Below are 18,267 nucleotides of genomic sequence, written 5' to 3'. Positions count from 1 at the left end.
TTTAACACTTATATACCATGCAGTCATTAGGAGCGTGTAATGCTCATTTCCGCCCAAACACCAAAGAAGAAAGTGGGGAAAATTGCTGGGCTTATGGCCTTCAGTAGCCTTGTATTAACTGGCTGCACCGGCATTCCTGACGGCACCGAGCCTGTCACAGGCTTTGAACTTAACCGCTATTTAGGTCAGTGGTATGAAATCGCCCGCCTGGATCACTCCTTTGAACGAGACTTAGACTGCGTAACGGCTAGCTACAGCCTACGTGACGATGGCGGCGTGCGCGTTATCAACCGGGGCTACAATCTCACAGAGCAAGAATGGAATGAAGCTGAAGGCCGCGCCTACTTTATTGACGAAGAAAACATCGGGCGGTTAAAAGTCAGCTTCTTTGGCCCTTTTTATGGCGGCTATAACGTTTTAGAACTGGATGAAGACTATCAGTGGGCGCTGGTATCAGGCCCAAACCGCGACTACCTATGGATTCTCTCGCGTACACCAGTCATGGAAAGCGCGGTGGAAGAGCGACTACGCCAGCGCGCCGCCGAGCTTAATTTCCCCACTAATGAATTGATTGACGTCGTACAAGATCAAACCTGCCCCGAACGCTAATCACAGAAGGAGCCACTATGGCCCACCGCATTGCAGTCATCGCTGGCGACGGTATTGGCACCGAAGTCATGCCCGAAGGCATTCGCGCCCTGGAAGCTGCCGCAAAGCGTTTTAACATTGACCTAGCATTCACAACGTTTGAATTTGGCAGCTGTGACTATTATCTAGAGCACGGTAAAATGCTGCCCGACGACTGGTTTGAGCAGCTCAAAGATTTTGATGCGCTATTTTATGGTGCCGTCGGCTGGCCCGACAAAGTGCCCGACCATATTTCACTCTGGGGCTCGTTGCTACAGTTTCGTCGCCAGTTTGACCAGTACATCAACTTACGCCCCTGCAAACTGATGCCGGGCATCAAAAGTCCATTAGCAGGCCGCGAGCCAGGCGATATCGACTTTTACGTAGTGCGCGAAAACACCGAAGGCGAGTATTCAAGTGTCGGCGGCAAAATGTTTGAAGGCACCGAGCGTGAAATTGTGCTTCAAGAGACGGTGATGAGCCGAGTCGGCGTCGACCGAGTGCTGAAGTATGCGTTTGAGCTTGCGCAAACCCGCCCGCGTAAAAAGCTCACCTCAGCCACCAAGTCCAACGGCATTTCAATCACTATGCCCTACTGGGATGAGCGGGTTGCCGAAATGGCCAAGCAGTATCCCGACATTGCAGTGGATAAGTTTCACATTGATATTCTGACCGCTAACTTTGTGCTGCATCCAGATTGGTTTGATGTGGTGGTTGGCAGTAACCTGTTTGGCGATATTCTTTCAGACCTTGGCCCCGCCTGCACCGGCACTATCGGCATTGCGCCCTCTGCTAATATCAACCCGGAAGGCATGTTCCCCAGCCTGTTCGAACCAGTTCACGGCAGCGCTCCAGACATCGCTGGCAAAGGTATTGCTAACCCGATTGGCCAAATCTGGTCCGGTGCCATGATGCTAGAGCACCTGGGCTATCAAGAAGCCGCTGATACGATGGTGAAAGCCATTGAAGACGTGTTGAGCGAAGGCAACAGCCAAGTACTCACACGAGATATTGGCGGGCTAGGCAATACGCTAAGTCTGGGTCAAGCGATTGCTGAACGCATTAGCGGCTAACCAAAAATGCCTCACTGTAAAAACAGTGAGGCATTGCGTTTCAAGCGTGTTGGCAAACGGGCGTTAGCTCGCCAGCTTCGCAGCAATTTCCGCGACATGCTTACCTTGGAAATGGGCAATTTTTAGCTCACGATCATCCGGCTGACGTGAGCCGTCGCCGCCGGCAAGCGTGGATGCGCCATAGGGTGTTCCACCGCTCACTTTGGAAATATCGAACTGCTCTTCAATACCATAGCCAATCGGCACAATCACCATGCCGTGATGGGCCAACGTTGTCCAGGTGGAGGTAATGGTCATTTCATCACCACCGCCGGTCCCGGTAGAGGTAAACACACTAGCCACCTTGCCGCGCAGCGAGCCCTTGGCCCACAACCCACCGGTTTGATCTAAGAAGGTACGCATCTGGCCAGCCATATTGCCGAACCGCGTTGGCGTGCCAAAAATGATTGCGTCGTAGTCAGCAAGCTCCTGTGGCGTCGCTTCTGGCGTCGTGAAGTCCTGCTTACCGCCAGCATTCTTGAAAGCTTCTTCTGGCATAGTCTCAGGTACACGTTTAACGGTAACTTCAACACCATCAACGCTTTCAGCGCTCTCTGCCACCGCGGCAGCTAGCGTATCAATATGTCCGTACATGGAATAATAAAGAACTAATACCTTTGTCATTACTCACTCCTTGTAGTGTTTTCTGGTAGTGCTGTGTCTTGCCCCTCTCAGGTTTATGAAAAGGGTTTATGAAAAAGGCTTATGAAAATCTGTTAATAAAATAGCTCAGCCTAGCGTAGAAAAAAGCGAATGTTTTCGATGCTCTCCTTCGATTTTATCGATTAGCACCCTTTAATATACATCAATGAGCATGGATACTTTTTGCGCTTAATTTTCATGTTCGCACCTGCGTTTTTCATGCTATCGACGTCCCCCCTTGTGGTTAAGCTTCAGCGTGTTAAAGGTACAACATTACAAAAAGCTGACGCTCCCTGCTCAAGGAAAACTTCATGCTTGGCCAATGGCTTGATTGGACTCTCGATGACAAACACCCTTCTCCGCGGTCCGGCCGCTTTGGCAGCGGCACCTATCAATTACATGCACCGGGGATTTTAGAGATAACCCCGGCGACCGTTCGCCCAGCGGCTCACGCTTGCGTGTTTTCTGCTGCGATACACGGTAACGAAACGGCCCCCGTGGAACTGTTGGGTAACTGGCTATCTGCGATAGAGGCCGGCACGGTCACCATTGGTGCTCCCGTACTAGTGATTTTAGGCAACCTACCTGCCTTAAAGGCCCAGCAGCGGTTTATTAAGACGAACCTCAACCGCTTATTTCAGCGCGAACTCGCCGAAACAGGCGAAGAACCTGATCGGGCTCGCGAGTTAATGTCAGCGGTAGACGGTTTTTATAATCGTCATCAGGCACTCCCTAAACTCCACTACGATTTACACACGGCTATTCGCGGTAGCCTATATACTCGCTTTGTCGTAGAGCCGTTCGCAGAAACCATGATCAATCCAGAGCAGTGGGAATGGCTTGCGGCGGCGGATATGCAAGCGGTGCTACACCAACACCAGCACAGTTGGACGTTTTCTCACTACAGTAAGCACTACCATGCTGCCCAAGCCTTCACTTTCGAATTAGGCCGCGTTGCGCCCTTTGGAGAAAACGATATGGCTGCATTAGCGCCGATGTTAACGCTTATTAGCGCGCTTAGCGCTGGGGAGCAGCCACCTAAAAAGCCCGCTGACACGATGAGGTTTTTCCAAGTTCAACATGAGCTAATGCGTCAGGCAGAAACCTTTTGTCTCTGTTTCGATGAAGATGTCCCCAATTTCAGCCGCTTTGAGCCGGGCACTTGTCTCGCCAAAGATAGCGTAGCGGGTGATTTTATTGTTGGGGACACGCCTTTGCATGTGGTATTTCCCAATGCAAAGGTAGAGATTGGTGCACGGGCAGCACTACTAGTTGTCCCCTCTCACGCCAGCTAACGACCTACGCATCATATCAAGAAAATTTGTTAAAAAACGCTTTAACAACAATAACGTAGAGGCTTTTCAAGGCTTATCAATGTATGTTGAAACGAACGTTTTTCTTATTAATCGCATAAGGAAAGCACGCAATATGCACAAGGCCTGATAGAATCGCCCCTTTTTTCGCGCCAGCCGTCTATCAAGCACGTGTTTTAAACCTGTTGCTGATGCGGCAACCCTGTACTGGAGCCACTGTTATGGCTGATACGCCTACCCCTCTTGAAGTGCGCAATATAAAAAAGCGCTTTGGCGATACAGAAGTTCTCAAAGGCCTCTCTCTCGAAGCTCAAAAGGGTGATGTCATCACTCTCATTGGTGCATCAGGGTCTGGCAAAAGTACCTTCTTGCGCTGTATGAACCTCCTGGAACAACCTGACGAGGGTGAATTGTTCGTTCATGGCGAGCAGATTCGCTTTAAAACGACCAGACATGGCCGCGAACCTGCCGATTGGAAACAAGTCGTGCAAATGCGTGCCAAGCTGTCGATGGTTTTCCAGAGCTTCAACCTATGGGCCCACATGACGTTGCTTGAGAACATTATCGAAGCACCTATTCATGTCTTGGGAAAACCCAAAAAAGAAGCTATCGAACACGCACGTGCACTGCTCGAGCGCGTTGGGCTAAGCGCACGCGCTGATGCCTACCCGGCGCAAATGTCGGGTGGACAGCAACAGCGCGGTGCAATTGCCCGAGCGCTCGCGATGGATCCCGAAGTAATGCTGTTTGATGAGCCAACGTCGGCGCTTGACCCAGAACTGGTCGGCGACGTTTTGAAAGTAATGCACGGCTTAGCCGATGAAGGGCGCACCATGGTGGTGGTCACTCACGAAATGAGCTTTGCCCGCGATGTATCCAGCAAAGTAATTTACCTACACCAAGGCTTGGTAGAAGAAGCTGGCGCGCCTGCTGATGTGCTGGGCAACCCACAATCACCGCGCTTAAAGCAATTTCTGGCCCCCAAATATTGATCAGCGAGGCACACCATGCTTGATTTGCAAGGTTATGGCCCCCGCCTGATCGAAGGGGCGGGTGTTACCATTCAATTAGCGGTTCTGTCGCTTATTCTAGCCATTTTACTTGGCTTGTTAACGGCGACTGCCAAAATGTCACGCAACTGGTTCCTGCACCGCACTGCGACGGTATACACCACCGTTATTCGCGGCGTACCGGACTTGGTGCTGATGATGCTGCTGTTCTTTGGTGGTCAGATCGGTGTTAACGCCATTAGCGATATGCTTTATGACCATTATGACATTGATATCTATATTAATTTCAATGCGTTCGCGGCGGGTGTTCTCACTATTGGGTTCATTTTTGGTGCTTACATGGGTGAAACTTTCCGCGGCGCTTTCATGGCAGTGGATAACGGCCAGATTGAAGCGGGAAAAGCGTACGGCATGAGCAGCGCTTTGGTATTTCGGCGTATTCGCTTTCCGCAAATGATGCGCCACGCACTCCCTGGCTTATCTAACAACTGGATGGTGCTGCTTAAAACAACGGCACTGGTATCAGTGATCGGTTTGACGGATATGGTTCGCGTCGCTGCGGAGGCTTCCCGAGCCACCCATGAACCCTTTACTTTCTTACTTCCCGTCGCAGCGGCTTACTTGCTGATTGCTAGCGTATCCGAGTGGATCTTCGTGCGGCTACAAAAACGTTACGACATTGGCTTTGGGGGGCAATGAGATGCTGGATATTTCTGCGTGGTTCAACGACCTGCTAGCTGGCAACGTAATTTTCACCCCAGATACGTTAGGCTACTACTGGGAAGGGCTAGTTACGACAACCCAACTGGTATTCCTTTCTTTGGTAGCGGGCTTAATACTGGCAGTGCCACTTGCCGTTATGCGCAGCTCAAAGCATAAATGGATTAGTTTACCCATCTATTTTTACACCTATGTCTTTCGTGGCACGCCACTGCTGATTCAGCTATACATCATTTACTATGGCGTGGTGTTTGTTGACGGTATCCAAGAAACATTTTTGTGGCCAATCCTGCGGGAAGCTTTCTACCCCGCGCTGATTGCCTTCACGCTTAATACGGCGGCCTATACGACTGAGATTTTCCGAGGGGCTATCAAAGCGACATCCAAAGGGGAAATTGAAGCTGCCAGGGCTTACGGCATGTCACAAAACCTCATGATGCGGCGTATTATTCTGCCCAGCGCTTTCCGACGTGCCCTGCCCGCCTATGGCAACGAAGTTATCTTTATGCTGCATGCCAGCGCCATTGCCAGCGTCGTCACGCTAATGGATCTGACAGGGGCTGCACGCTTCGTTTATGCCCGCTTCTACGCACCGTTTGATGCTTTCTTATTTGTAGCAGTGATCTATCTTTGCCTCACATTTGCCATTTTGTACTTCTTCCGTTTCCTGGAGAAAAAGCTGTTGGCCCACTTAAGGCCGCAAAACACTTAGTATCAACAACACCGTATCAAGAGCACCGTACCAAGAGCACTTAACAACAAAAGCATCGAGTAATAAAAACAGCCTCGTTTGTTGTACCGTCAAACAAACGTTGGTTCATAGCAACGCTCCCTCTTTTCGTTCGCCCTAACCTAGGGTACGTTAAAGGGGATCACCTCTAGTGAACCTGCTTTCTACGGAGTATAAGAATGAAGAAACTACTAACAGTATCTGTGCTTGGTTTAGCCATTGCTGCCGCCTCTTCTGCCCAAGCGCGGGATTACGATCATGTGCGCATTGGTGTTGACGTCCCCTACGAACCAATGGAATACCGCACAGCCGATGGTGAACTGACCGGTTTTGATATCGACCTTGGCAACGCCCTTTGTGATCAGATGGGCGTGACCTGTGAGTGGGTCGAGCAAGAATGGGATGGCATTGTTCCTGGCCTTCTATCGCGCAACTACGATGCCATCATGTCGTCGATGACCATCAACGAAGAGCGGCGCCAGACACTGCTCTTCTCCGACCCCTATATCACCATGCCCGGCGCCTGGTTCGCTCCAGCAGACAGCGACCTTGAAGAGGCTACAGTGGAAACCCTTGAGGGTTTATCCATCGGCGTACAGCGCGGCACCACCTATGACAACTTCGCCACCGATACCTTTGGCGATACCGCTACTATCAACCGCTACTCCACCGCCGATGACATGGTGCTGGATATGGATGCAGAGCGCCTGGACGCTGTCTTCCTGGAGTTTTCAGTGGGCAAATCTACCCTGCTTGAAAACGAAGATAGCGACTACAAAGTGGTCGGAGAGATGGTTACCGAGCCCAAGGAAGTTTTCGGTGAAGGTTTTGGTATCGCCTTCCGTCAGCGTGACGAAGCCCTTGCTGAGAAATTCAACGAAGCCCTTGCTGAGTTGAAAGAAGACGGCACTTACGACGAAATTTTCGCTCGCTACTTTGGCGAAGAGTAAGCGCTAGCAGCATGTGTATGCCTCCCCCTATCGGGGAGGCTTATACCGCGAGAAGCTATCATGCACACTTACTCTTCTTTCAGTGCCATTATGGTTGCAAATACCAGTTCTAGGCACTCTCCTCCCAGGCACTAGCGGTGATATCGCCTGCTTTTAGCTGAGCGAACGGTTCGACGAATAGCCTTCCCCTATTGGCACGCCCGTGCCATCCCACGCACCTGCGCGTGATTCTTTAATGCACAATTTTACAGACAAAAGCTGAGATTTAATTGCTAAAAGTCGGCTCATCCCGCTGCTAGCGTGGCCAACTTTTGTAGCGCCGTTCTCATATGGTCAGTTCGACCCTCCCCTGTGCCCGTGCCACGGCTTCGGCACGTGCGAGCGCCTGGCGGGCGATGTCGAGGCGGCCTGCCTCTTGGGCCAGCCCAGCACGCAGTCGGTGAAGCTCGGCGAGGTACCAGCGCTCGCCGCTCGCCCGGACTATTGCGAAAGCCTGACGCAAGGCGTGCATCCCTGCGACTGGATCACCCATGTTCCCCGCAACCTCTGCGGCGAGTCCGTGGCAGAAGGGTAGCGTGATCCTGACGCCCATCGCACTGAAGGCCGAGAGCCCCTTCGCAATCCGCGAGGCCCCGGTTGTGTCGCCGGACATTGCCTGCGCCCAGCCTGCCAGCATCTCGCCTGCATCGCCCCAAACGGGCACTGCCTCAGTCCGGCACAGAGCGACTAACGCTTCTGCCCGGTCACGGGTTAGCTCAATATCGCTACGTAGACGTGCGCAAACCGCTCCGCACCAGAGCATCTGGGCGCGTCCGAAGGCGGCGCCCAATCGGTCGGCACGCGCACTGCCAGCGGCGAGGTGCCGCTCTGCCTCTGCCGAGGCGCCGGTTAATTCGGCGACACAGGCCGCGTACTGGCGACATACAACCTCTGGGTCCTCACCGAAGAGGACATTACCGTCCTGCTCGGCATATCGCGGCGCGATCTCCAGCACAGCGGCAATTTCCACGGTGCAGGCCGGTAGGGCGCCGGTGAAAAACCGGGTCTGTCCGACGGCATTATGGGCTACCATCGCCATATGGGCCGGTGCCTGCCCCGCGAGTGCCTGCAGCCCTAGCGCGAGATCTTCGGCACGGGTCAGTTCAGCCCTCGTCAGATGATCGTTCCAGAGCCCTGCGAGAACTGGGATCGTCGTGGCGGGATCGCCGACCTCGGCGGCTAGTTGACCCGCGCGGCGGTAGACCTCCCGAAGCTCTTCCGCAGTAAATCCATCTGAGGCGATGAGCGCCGCCCCGAGCCCGAGCAGGGCGTCGAGTTCGGTCGCGCGGTCGGCCTCAGGCTTCGCCGTACCGGTCCCGCTGCCTCGAGTCAGCAGATCCCGTGCACGGCGGAACTGTTCTGCTGCATCCATGGGGGCGCCGCGCGCCTGCGCACGCCGCCCGGACAGCACGCGATAGTGTGCGGCGCGCGGCCAGTCGGCGCCACGTTCAAAGTGATCGGCCAGCACGGGGGCGATCTCGCCCGCTGTGTGACCGTGGCTGATCTCCAGCCGGAGACCGACCCTTCGGTGCGTGCCTTGCCTGTTTGCTGCCGGCAGCCCATCGTAGAGCGCTTCGTGATGTAGCGCGTGCCGGAAGGCGTAGCGCGTGGCTACCGTTCCGTCAGGCCGATGGCTGAGTCCCGCGCGGGTGATAAACCGTCGGTTCCGCGCGAGGTGCTCCAGCTGCCGCTCCGCCGCTTCCACCTCGTCGCGGTTATCGGCTAGATCGATGGCGGAAAAGGTCGGTCCCGCCACGCTGGCGGTTTCAAGCAAGCTGCGTTCCTCGGCCAGCAGGCGGCTGGTGCGTTCGGTCTCGATCAGGGTGCGGACACTTGGAGCGATGGCTGCGACCAGCGCTTCGGGTGTGGAAGAAAGCTGCCAGCCGGCCTCGCTGCGCCACACAAGGCCTTGCGCCTGCCAAAAGTCTGCCGCAGCATCAACGAGCATGGCATGGCCCTCGGTTCGGTGGGCGAGGGCCTGCGCCAAATCGGGAGGAAAGGAGTTGCCCTGGAACCGTTCCGCAAGGTATCCAGACACTGCCGACTCATCGAGACCGCCAAGGGTGATCAACCTGCAGTCTGGCTGCCGACTTAGCTGACTCAGTGTTGTCGCAAGTGTCCCAGCTCGATCTAGTTCGTCATCCCGATAGCTACCCAGAACCAGTAATCGCGCCGGTGTGCGTTGTAGCCCCCAAGCCGCTAGCCAGGCTAGCGTGCTGGGGTCTGCCCAGTGCAGATCCTCTAGCACGAGAACGCCAGGACGGCCACGGGTCAGCCGCTCCATCAGCTCCAAGAACTCCCGCAGCATTGAGTCGCGGTGAGTACGATCCAACGCTTCCGCCTCCAAGCGACGCCCGGGTTGTTGCTTGACCCAAGAGGGAGCGACGAGTGGCAGAAGTCGCGCCAGCGTGGCCCCCTCAGGCCCGACCATGAGTTGCGTCAACACATCCATCAGCAGCCCGTAGGGTTCGCGTGCGCCAGGGTGAGCGATGGCCTGACCCCGGGCGATCCACAGCGGCGTGCGCTGGGATAAACTAGCCTCAAATGCTTCCAGAAGGCGTGTCTTGCCAGCCCCTGCTTCGCCCGCAATAAAAGCCAGCGCTCGTCGACCGCGCTTGGCGGCGGCGGCCCTTTCATTCAAGGCTTCCAGCTCTTTATCCCGCCCGAGGCAGAGCGTTTTTGGCGCCACCACGAGATCCTCCGACGCAGCGCCGATCAGCGGGATCGGACGCGTCAGCCGGTAGCCTCGACGGCCCACTGTCTCGATCAGGCCGATGGCCTGGGCGTTGTCGTCCAGCATCCGGCGCAATTCGCGGATGCATTGTTTGGGCCCCGCCTCGTTGCCATGGCTGTTGCCCCATATCATGCGCCGCAAATCAGCCGTGCTGACCACTTCGCCCTGCTGCTCTACCAGTGCCACTAGAACGGACAAAGTCTTGGGGCGCAGGCGCATCTGCACTTCGCCGCACAGCAGGATGCCTTCGCATAGGTTGACCTTGATATCTTCCGAAATCATGCCGTAGGGGGCCTCAAGGCTAACTGCCGCAGGCCATGGCGCGAGAATGGAGGCAGCGGCAGCAGCTAAGTAAATGGCTTAATAAAGCGCAAATTATACCCATATTGCACCTTAATTGAACTTTACATTTCTTTGTTTGCAATCATAAATGGGCTATCTTCGCTTTCGAAGCAATCCAAGCAGCAAGTGCATAACAGACGAGGGACAGGCACATGACAGCGATCAGACTCCATCACAGAACGGCCCGCCAGTTTCGGCCTGGCCTCTCGGTCTGCGCCATGGCTTTTGCCCTCGCTGCCCCCGTTACAGCGCAGTCTCAGGATCAGGCGCAGCAGTTCTGCGTGGCAGACCCGGCGGCAGTAACGGCCCGTGCGGCCATCACGCCACCCGACGCGCCACTGCCTGAGGCGCTGATCCGCGCCCTCGATGCGGCCGTACGTGGGGCGTTGGACGAAGCCGCTGCGCCGGGGGTTATTGCCGGCGTTGTCACACCCGAGGGCCGATGGAGCGGTGCTTGGGGCGTCGCAGACCCCGAAACCGATGCTGCGATGGAAGTCGGCATGCACACACGGATCGGATCGGTCACCAAGACCTTCACCGGCACCGCCCTGATGCAGTTGGCCGAGGCTGGCAAGCTATCACTCGACGATACGATCGACCAGTATGTGCCTGGCGTTCCCAACGGCGATATCATCACCCTGCGCCATCTGGCCAGCATGACCAGCGGCTTGCTGAGCTATACTCAGGCGGATCCCTTCCTTGATCTTTTTTTCTCAGATCCTAGCTTGCACTATACTCCGCAAGACCTGCTTGATTTTGCCTTCCCCGGCTCGCCGATCTTTGCACCAGGTGAGAAGTTCAATTATTCGAACACCAATACTGTGCTGCTGGGCCTCGTGATCGAACAGGTGACCGGGCAAGATATCGACACTGTCTTTACTTCGATGATCCTGGACCCGCTGGGCCTGACAGAGACCACCGGCCCTGACGGTGCTGCCCTCATGCCAGAACCTTATCCGCAGGGATTTACTCTACAAGGTGATGCTGCAACGCCGGCTGCGCCCTCGAACGCGACGCATTGGGACCCGTCCTGGGGATGGACAGCAGGCGGAATGATCTCAACCCTCGATGACCTGCTGGTTTATGGACGCTCCCTCGGCACAGGCAAGGGCCTGTTGGGCGCGGAGGCGCAGCAGGAGCGTCTGCGATCCTTCCCCGAGCCGGCGGGCTACGGCATCGCCATGGGGTGCGTTGACGGCTGGGTCGGCCACACGGGTGAGCTGCCCGGTTACAACACGACGGTGTTCTACGACACGACGACGGATACAACGGTAGTCGTACAGGCCAACAGCGACATCCCTTCGGGGGATTGCGGGGACGAGGACGTGCTACCGGACAACCCCGAAGACCTTGCGTGCAGCTCGCCCGCGAGTCGCGTGTTTGAAGCGCTATCCGTTGCCCTCGGGCATCCGTTTTCTATGACACCGACGGCCTCAGCAGAGTGAGCGCGCTGACATTGCTGTTCCAGCACAGCCGTTCCTCAGCTCTCCGCTTGGGTGCTGCTGCTCTGCTTTGTGCCTGTTATGCGGGCCCAGCATTGTCGCAGGGCTTGCCAGACGTCAACCGCATCCTATCTGGGCAAACTGTCATCCTACAACGCTACGAACCGCCGCCTCAGGTGGGCCGTGTCGCCATCGGCGTGCAGGACGAGCGCGACAGGATCGACTTAGAGCGCGCCAAAAGCATCCGTATTCGCCTGGCTTCGGTGCGCGTTGATGGGGCGCGGACCCTACCTTTGTCGACGTTGACGCCGATCTGGCAGGGCCGAATCGGTGCCGAAATTACGCTGGCTGATCTTTACCGCATGGCAGATGCTGTTGACGCGGCCTATCTCGCTGCGGGCTATTTTTCCAAGACAGTGGTGCCGGTGCAGGATTTTTCTGACGGACAGATCCGGCTGCAGGTATTTGAAGGCTATGTCGACCGCATCGAGATCAACAGTCATATTCCTGGCATCGAGACACGGTTGGCACCCTACCTGCAACGTATTCTCGACATGCATCCTATTCGGGTAAAGGCGGCCGAGCGTGAACTGTTGTTGATGAGTGATCTTGCCGGACTTTCGATTGAAGGGACTTTTGTGCGCCCCGAAGGCGCGACGGGCGGCGGGGTGCTGCGCCTGGAGATCGGACAATATCGCAGCTCAGGAATGATCGGACTCGACAATCTGGGATCCGACACCGTTGGCCCATTACAAATGGCCGGTGTGGTGACCTTTAACGATGTCCTGAACCAGTTCGAGACCACCAATTTGACCGGTGTCATCACACCGCAACACCCTGACCGGATGACCTTGCTTCAAATGATGCAAAGCTATCCGCTCGGATCGAACGGCCTTAACGCGGGCTACAGTTTTGTTTACCTGCGCCAACACCCCGACGGGGGAGCCGGCGCGCCGGACATCGATGTAACATCCGCTATGGGCACGGCGTTTATGTCCTACCCGTTTCTGAGGACGCTGGACCGCTCGCTCTGGGGGCAGGCTGAACTGACGGTGCGTAACGATGACGTCGACGTTCTTGGCTCGGCCGCTGCCCGTAGCCGGATCCGCTGGGTGACGAACTCACTGCAATATAGTCAGAGCTTTGAGACATCCGAGATCAACCTCGAAGGAGCGGTGAATCTCGGCACGAACTCGGATATTGATATGGGCGCGGTGCCGGATGATTTCCACTTTGTTACCGCCGAACTGGACTACACACAGGCTTTCAGCGAGACGACGACAATGACATTACTGGCTCGCGGCCAATACGCTGGCAGGCCCCTGCCGGGCGCTGTTCAGTTCGGTATCGGCGGCGAGACTTATGGCAGAGCCTTCGATAGCGGCACTATCTCTGGCGACAAAGGTGCAGCGGCCTCGGCCCAGGTAAGCCACGAGGTCGATATCGGGCTGGCATTCCTGCCCACGCTTTCAACCTCGGCCTTCGTGGATTACGGCGCAGCCTGGTCCGACGACGTCACCGGACACATGTATCTTGGCTCCTATGGAGTAGGCCTTGGTGGAACGTTAGAGGAACGGCTGAATTTCCAGGTTATCGGTGCGCTTCCCTGGACCCGTTCTGACATAGTGGAGGACAAGGGGGGCAAGCTAATTTTCCAGCTGGCAATGCCATTCTAATCCGGCAGGAGGCATCGCCTCGCCCGTCGCGCTATCCATCCCACAGGAGACCCTGATATGACCACACCGAAAGCCGCACGCCCCCTTCTGAGGTCGGCCTTGGGCGTTCTAAGCGCTGCTGCAGCGCTGCTTGCGCTCAATGCCCCGCTCCATGCGGGGACGCTGCCGACCATTGCCTTGCCGGACCCGGCAGTCTCTCCTGCGCGGGCGAACCTGTTGCCGGTGCCGCAGGCGCGGATCGACGAAGCAGTCGCCTCGCTGGATGAGCTGGTGCAGGATATGTTGGAGCGGACCGGAGTACCGGGCCTCGCCGTTGCCGTGGTGCACGGGGAAGAGACACTGCTGATGCGCGGCTGGGGGCTGCGGGCGGAGGGCGCGGAGGAACAGGTTGATGCGGATACAGTCTTTCTGCTCGCTTCGTTGTCCAAATCTATCGGAGCCACAGTGGTGGCCACGCAGGTCACAGATGGGATCGTCAGTTGGGACGATCCGGTGCGCAACCACTTGCCCTGGTTCGACCTGGGCGATCCGTGGGTCAGCAATCATGTCACCATCGGAGATCTCTATGCGCACCGCTCGGGCCTGCCGGATCACGCTGGTGATGATCTCGAGGATGTAGGCTATGACCGTCGCGCGGTGCTGGAGCGGCTGGCGCAGCTGCCCATGGGGCAGTTCAGGGCCGATTACGCCTATACGAACTTCGGCCTGACCGCTGCGGCCGAGGCGGTAGCCACCGCAACCGGCAAGGACTGGTCAACGCTCTCGGAAGAGGCGCTTTATGGTCCGCTCGGAATGGAGGTGACCAGTTCGCGCCACTCGGATTACATGGCGCGCGATAATCGCGCAGCAAGCCATGTGCCGGATGCCAACGGCTTTAGAGTGGCAGATCTGCGCCAGCCCGATGCGCAAAGTCCGGCGGGCGGGGTGAGTTCCAGCGCTCGAGACATGGCGAAATGGATGAAACTGGTTCTCTCCAGCGGGCGTTTTGAAGGGCAGCAACTGATTGCGCCCGAAGCTCTCGTGCCCGCGCTTTCGCCACATGCCATCAGCGGCCACCCCAGTGACGCGGCTGATAGGGCTGGCACCTATGGCTACGGCTTTGGTGTCGGCGTGCGCCCCACCGGGCGCGTTGTGCTGAGCCATTCGGGGGCCTTCGCCTTTGGTGCGGCGACCTCCTATTCGATGCTGCCGGACCTAGGGCTTGGGATCATCGTGCTGACCAATGCCAGCCCCACCGGCCTCCCCGAGGCATTGACTGCCAGCTTTCTTGATCGCGCAGAGTTTGGTGTGGAACAACGCGACTGGCTAGCGGCCTACGGGCCGCGCATCGCACCGCTCTCGGCCCCAGTCGGGGATCTGGTGGGCGTGACACCTCCAGCTGAGCCCACCGAAGCCCGGCCTGCCGAAGCTTATACTGGGGACTATGACAATGCCTATTTCGGGGCGGCTGAGGTACGTGAGACCGCTGACGGTTTGGTGCTCGAGGTTGGCCCCGCACCACAGCGCCTGCGGTTGACCCACTGGGATGGCGACCGCTTTGTCGCCTTCCCGGTGACAGAGAACCAACCAGAGGGCTCGGTTTCGCAGGTCGAATTCACCATGGGCGCGGATGGGAAGGCAGAAACGATAACCGTAGAACATCTGAACGAGGCGGGCCTTGGAGAGTTTCACCGGCCATTTAGCTGAAACGCTCTGCCACCCCAGTACTTAAACTAGTACTTAAACTAGTACTTAAACTAGTACCGAACTTGCTCAGCCAAATCGAGTCTGTAATCCAGTAAGGAAACTCACAAGGAAGTCTCATGGCTGAACAAACCAATGCAAACGTCTCCACCGAGGCGGCTTACAATGCGCGCCCCTCTTCTCATTGGACCGCCTGGGGGCAATGGCTGGCGCTATTCACCATGACCGTGGATCACCTTACTCGCTATGTGTTGCCGGGTGACTGGGATTTAAGTTGGGCAGGCTCGTCCATTGGCCGTATCGCCTTTCCCCTGTTTGCGGCAATGGTAGCCTGGCACGGGCTGTTTAACACCCGCAACCCACTACGCTACTCGCGCCGCATACTGATCATTGGTTTAGTGGCTCAGTTGCCTTATATGCTGATGCCACGCGCGTCTGACGATTTTATTCTTAACGTCTGCTTCACGCTTGCTTGTGGACTAGCGCTGGGGGCGCTGGTTCGCCAAGGTTGGCAGCACTATCAACAGCAGACGCTAGGGTTAGCATGGCTAATGCTTGGAGCAGCGGTAGGCGTAACCGTTTGGTATTTGTTGGGCTTCTGGGTGGAGTACGGCCATAACGGTTTGCTACTGATTCCGCTATTAATGTTCGCCATGCAGGCACTTAACGAAACCCGCGACGCACTAAAATCGCGCTTGTGGGCAGGTTTAGCCGCGTTTCCCGCACTTTGGATAGCTGGTCAAATGAACGCTTCAGACATGGCAAAGTCGTTTACCGTTGGCACTTGCGTGGTGGTATTGATGCTGGCAGCAGGCGTTGCCCAACGCGTACCCCCCGTAGCCCTGGCCATGCCACGCCGTCTATGGCTTGCTTGGTATCCAGGACACTTTGCTTTAATTGCGCTGTGGCTATTGCTTAGCGGCCAACTGGCGGGGTAATCAACAACGAAGCCGCCCTAATCAGGCGGCTTCGTAGTGATAATCCATCAACTTTACAGTAGGCGTTCGAAACTCCACGCCACCGGCGGTGCATCAGGTAGTAATGCCTGGCAAGCACGCACTTTTTCAAGCAGCTCAGCATGTGTCTCAGCGACGACATTCACATGCGCCAGCTTACGCCCTGCCCGCTCTTCTTTGTCATAGCGATGCAAGTGAGTATTGCCAATCGCCAACAGCGCGGCATTGTCACCTTCCTGACCAATGACGTTCACCATGCAAGTAGGCGCAATAGCTTGGGTGCTGCCGAGCGGTAGGCCTTGCACAGCGCGCAGATGGTTTTCAAACTGGCTAGTGACCGCACCGTCCATGGTCCAGTGGCCAGAATTATGCACGCGTGGAGCCATCTCGTTAGCCAACAGGCTACCATCCCGCGTTTGGAACAGTTCCAACGCCATCACGCCAACATAATCAAGTTCATCTAACAGCATGCGAATGTAGCTGTCGGCTGTCTCTTGAACGCTGGCAGCCAAATCCGGTAGCGGCGCAACGGAATAGCGCAAAATGCCGTCTACATGCTGATTTTCCGCCATAGGATAAAACACCACATCCCCATCACGACCGCGCACGGCAATCATCGAGACTTCCCGTACAAAATCGACAAACGCTTCAACGATCAGCTGACGGTGACCAATGCTATTCCATGCCGCTTCAGCTTGCTCTGGCGCTTTCAGCACCGCCTGCCCTTTACCGTCATACCCCTCAGTCACTGATTTGGCGACTACGGGGCAGCCCAATTCATTCGCTGCCGCTTCAAGCTGTTCGGCACTCTCAACGACGCGGTAAGCCGGTGTAGGAATACCCAAGCGGTCGAATAAGGCTTTCTCTTCAACACGGTTTTGGCACACCGCAATTGCGCGGCTTCCTGGGTAAACGGGCTTGTGCTGCTCAATTTGCTCAACCAGCGCTACGGGCAGATGCTCAAATTCATAGGTTACTACATCGACCTTATCGAGAAATTCTGCCAAATGCTGGTTGTTGGGATCGATAACCACATCGCCAATGCCCGCACTCGGGTTGCCGGTCGTGTCTAAAAAGGTGAAGCGATTACCTAGCGGGTAGCCAGCCAATGCCAGCATGCGACCAAGCTGGCCTGCACCTAGCACACCGATGTTCTTTGAGATACCAGAATTCATGGCCGGGATTCCTTATTTCGCTTCCGCATCGGGGCGAGGGTCTGGGTTATCCAGCACCATTTGAGTTTGCTCAGCGCGGAAAGCCTCGACCGCTTCACGCACGGTGGTGTCTTGCAAACCGACAATCTGTGCTGCCAACAGGCCTGCATTGGTCGCCCCTGCTTTACCAATCGCCAGTGTGCCAACAGCGATTCCACCAGGCATCTGCGCAATTGAAAGCAATGAATCCAAGCCTTTAAGCGCTTTGGATTCTACTGGCACGCCCAGAACCGGCAACGCCGTTTGGGAAGCCACCATGCCGGGCAAATGGGCGGCACCGCCCGCTCCTGCCACAATCACTTGCAGGCCACGTTCAGCGGCGCTTTTAGCATAATCAAACAACAAGTCAGGGGTACGATGAGCGGAGACGACGCGAGTCTCATAAGGGACGCCCAGCCGCTCTAACATCGCCACCGCGTGTTCCATGACGGGCCAATCAGATTTTGACCCCATGATCACGCCCACTTTGGGTGCGCTGTTTGACATGCAAAAACTCCTCGGCCAAAGGGCCTACTAAAGCAATCAAGCGTTTAATGTGCCGTGTGCCGCAAGCGGCTCACCAGGAAATTAGAAGGCGCATAGTCTACCAGAGCTAGTCGCTTAGAGCGCGTTTGTAAATAGATCGAAATTTTAATCAAAGTAGCATTGAAAAGCGCGCGACTTGGCGGCATTGTGTGTTTGTCATTTCAGACTGATGGAGTCCCATGAGTACGGCATACTCAACTGCTCACGCAGAAACGCTAGATCCTCCGCGAAGCAGCCCTGACCTCGATGTCAGGGATTTAGAAAAACGTACGCGCCTCATGCGTATCATTACCCGCCTGATCGCCGTATCAGATCTGGGAAGCCGCGAAATAGCCCGCCGGGCTGGGCTTCCAGTACAAAAGATCAGCGACCTGCTCGCCGGAAGGCTAGAGCACCTAGATGTTGATGAACTCAATGTCTTGCGTCGCACGTTAGAGCTGGAGACGCCATAGCAATAGTTGCTACCTAACGTAATCATTCATCCCTTTTGTTTGCTAACAGGCTTGCCCGCTGGGCAGGCTTGTTTTCGTTTTAAAACAGCCAATTAGCGTT

At 56.1% G+C, this 18,267-nt stretch carries 16 protein-coding genes; 12 read left to right on the top strand and 4 right to left on the bottom strand.

Annotated features, from left to right (window positions below; genetic code table 11):
• The first annotated feature begins 93 nt into the window (after positions 1-93).
• Positions 94-609, top strand: coding sequence for a lipocalin family protein (locus JFC11_RS06995; protein WP_038486135.1), 516 nt, complete (start codon positions 94-96; stop codon positions 607-609).
• Positions 610-626: 17 nt separating this feature from the next.
• Positions 627-1,700 carry a tartrate dehydrogenase gene (locus JFC11_RS06990; protein ID WP_038477027.1) on the top strand — a complete coding sequence of 358 codons (1,074 nt, stop codon included), beginning with the start codon at positions 627-629 and terminating at the stop codon, positions 1,698-1,700.
• Positions 1,701-1,763: 63 nt separating this feature from the next.
• Here JFC11_RS06990 and wrbA read toward each other — a convergent pair whose 3' ends face one another.
• Entirely contained in the window at positions 1,764-2,363 is a 600-nt protein-coding gene (gene wrbA, locus JFC11_RS06985) for an NAD(P)H:quinone oxidoreductase (RefSeq protein WP_198349066.1), read from the bottom strand.
• 329 nt (positions 2,364-2,692) lie between these two features.
• On the opposite strand from wrbA, the gene JFC11_RS06980 reads away from it, so the two are divergent.
• The 5 genes from JFC11_RS06980 to JFC11_RS06960 all read left to right on the top strand — a co-directional run bounded on the left by JFC11_RS06980 (position 2,693) and on the right by JFC11_RS06960 (position 7,104).
• A complete protein-coding gene (locus JFC11_RS06980) occupies positions 2,693-3,676 on the top strand; it encodes a succinylglutamate desuccinylase (RefSeq protein ID WP_038477034.1) in 984 nt (327 codons plus the stop codon).
• A 239-nt stretch (positions 3,677-3,915) separates the two neighbouring features.
• The gene (locus JFC11_RS06975; protein WP_038477037.1) at positions 3,916-4,686 is read left to right on the top strand and encodes an ABC transporter ATP-binding protein; all 771 of its coding nucleotides are present in this window, start codon (positions 3,916-3,918) and stop codon (positions 4,684-4,686) included.
• 15 nt (positions 4,687-4,701) lie between these two features.
• Complete coding sequence (locus JFC11_RS06970; protein ID WP_038477040.1) at positions 4,702-5,403, top strand: ABC transporter permease; 702 nt, start codon at positions 4,702-4,704, stop codon at positions 5,401-5,403.
• A 1-nt stretch (position 5,404) separates the two neighbouring features.
• Positions 5,405-6,136, top strand: coding sequence for an ABC transporter permease (locus JFC11_RS06965; RefSeq protein WP_038477043.1), 732 nt, complete (start codon positions 5,405-5,407; stop codon positions 6,134-6,136).
• A gap of 197 nt (positions 6,137-6,333) precedes the next feature.
• Positions 6,334-7,104, top strand: coding sequence for a transporter substrate-binding domain-containing protein (locus JFC11_RS06960; RefSeq protein WP_038477046.1), 771 nt, complete (start codon positions 6,334-6,336; stop codon positions 7,102-7,104).
• Positions 7,105-7,429: 325 nt separating this feature from the next.
• Here JFC11_RS06960 and JFC11_RS06955 read toward each other — a convergent pair whose 3' ends face one another.
• On the bottom strand, positions 7,430-10,159 hold the full coding sequence (locus JFC11_RS06955; RefSeq protein WP_198349065.1) for an AAA family ATPase: 2,730 nt from the start codon (positions 10,157-10,159) through the stop codon (positions 7,430-7,432).
• 212 nt (positions 10,160-10,371) lie between these two features.
• Between JFC11_RS06955 and JFC11_RS06950 the strand changes: the two genes are divergently transcribed.
• The 4 genes from JFC11_RS06950 to JFC11_RS06935 all read left to right on the top strand — a co-directional run bounded on the left by JFC11_RS06950 (position 10,372) and on the right by JFC11_RS06935 (position 15,958).
• Complete coding sequence (locus tag JFC11_RS06950; protein WP_198349064.1) at positions 10,372-11,664, top strand: serine hydrolase domain-containing protein; 1,293 nt, start codon at positions 10,372-10,374, stop codon at positions 11,662-11,664.
• Complete coding sequence (locus tag JFC11_RS06945; protein WP_198349063.1) at positions 11,661-13,337, top strand: ShlB/FhaC/HecB family hemolysin secretion/activation protein; 1,677 nt, start codon at positions 11,661-11,663, stop codon at positions 13,335-13,337. Before JFC11_RS06950 ends, JFC11_RS06945 begins: the two co-directional genes overlap by 4 nt.
• Positions 13,338-13,394: 57 nt before the next feature.
• Positions 13,395-15,023 carry a serine hydrolase gene (locus JFC11_RS06940; protein ID WP_198349062.1) on the top strand — a complete coding sequence of 543 codons (1,629 nt, stop codon included), beginning with the start codon at positions 13,395-13,397 and terminating at the stop codon, positions 15,021-15,023.
• Positions 15,024-15,139: 116 nt separating this feature from the next.
• Positions 15,140-15,958, top strand: a complete 819-nt coding sequence (locus JFC11_RS06935) for a TraX family protein (RefSeq protein ID WP_095603842.1) — start codon at positions 15,140-15,142, stop codon at positions 15,956-15,958.
• 53 nt (positions 15,959-16,011) lie between these two features.
• Here the strand turns inward: JFC11_RS06935 and JFC11_RS06930 are convergent, their stop codons facing one another.
• Positions 16,012-17,151 (bottom strand): 5-(carboxyamino)imidazole ribonucleotide synthase, encoded by a 1,140-nt coding sequence (locus tag JFC11_RS06930; RefSeq protein WP_198349061.1) that lies wholly within the window; start codon positions 17,149-17,151, stop codon positions 16,012-16,014.
• A gap of 12 nt (positions 17,152-17,163) precedes the next feature.
• Positions 17,164-17,676 carry a 5-(carboxyamino)imidazole ribonucleotide mutase gene (purE, locus tag JFC11_RS06925; RefSeq protein WP_198349060.1) on the bottom strand — a complete coding sequence of 171 codons (513 nt, stop codon included), beginning with the start codon at positions 17,674-17,676 and terminating at the stop codon, positions 17,164-17,166.
• A gap of 218 nt (positions 17,677-17,894) precedes the next feature.
• Here purE and JFC11_RS06920 point away from each other — a divergent pair, with 218 nt between their 5' ends.
• Positions 17,895-18,167, top strand: a complete 273-nt coding sequence (locus JFC11_RS06920; protein ID WP_038477068.1) for an XRE family transcriptional regulator — start codon at positions 17,895-17,897, stop codon at positions 18,165-18,167.
• The last annotated feature ends 100 nt before the right edge of the window (positions 18,168-18,267 follow it).

Origin of the sequence: Vreelandella alkaliphila (genome assembly GCF_016107625.1) — a bacterium.
In the GTDB taxonomy this organism is placed as follows: Bacteria; Pseudomonadota; Gammaproteobacteria; order Pseudomonadales; family Halomonadaceae; genus Vreelandella; species Vreelandella alkaliphila.
This window is presented reverse-complemented; position numbering and strand designations above follow the sequence as displayed.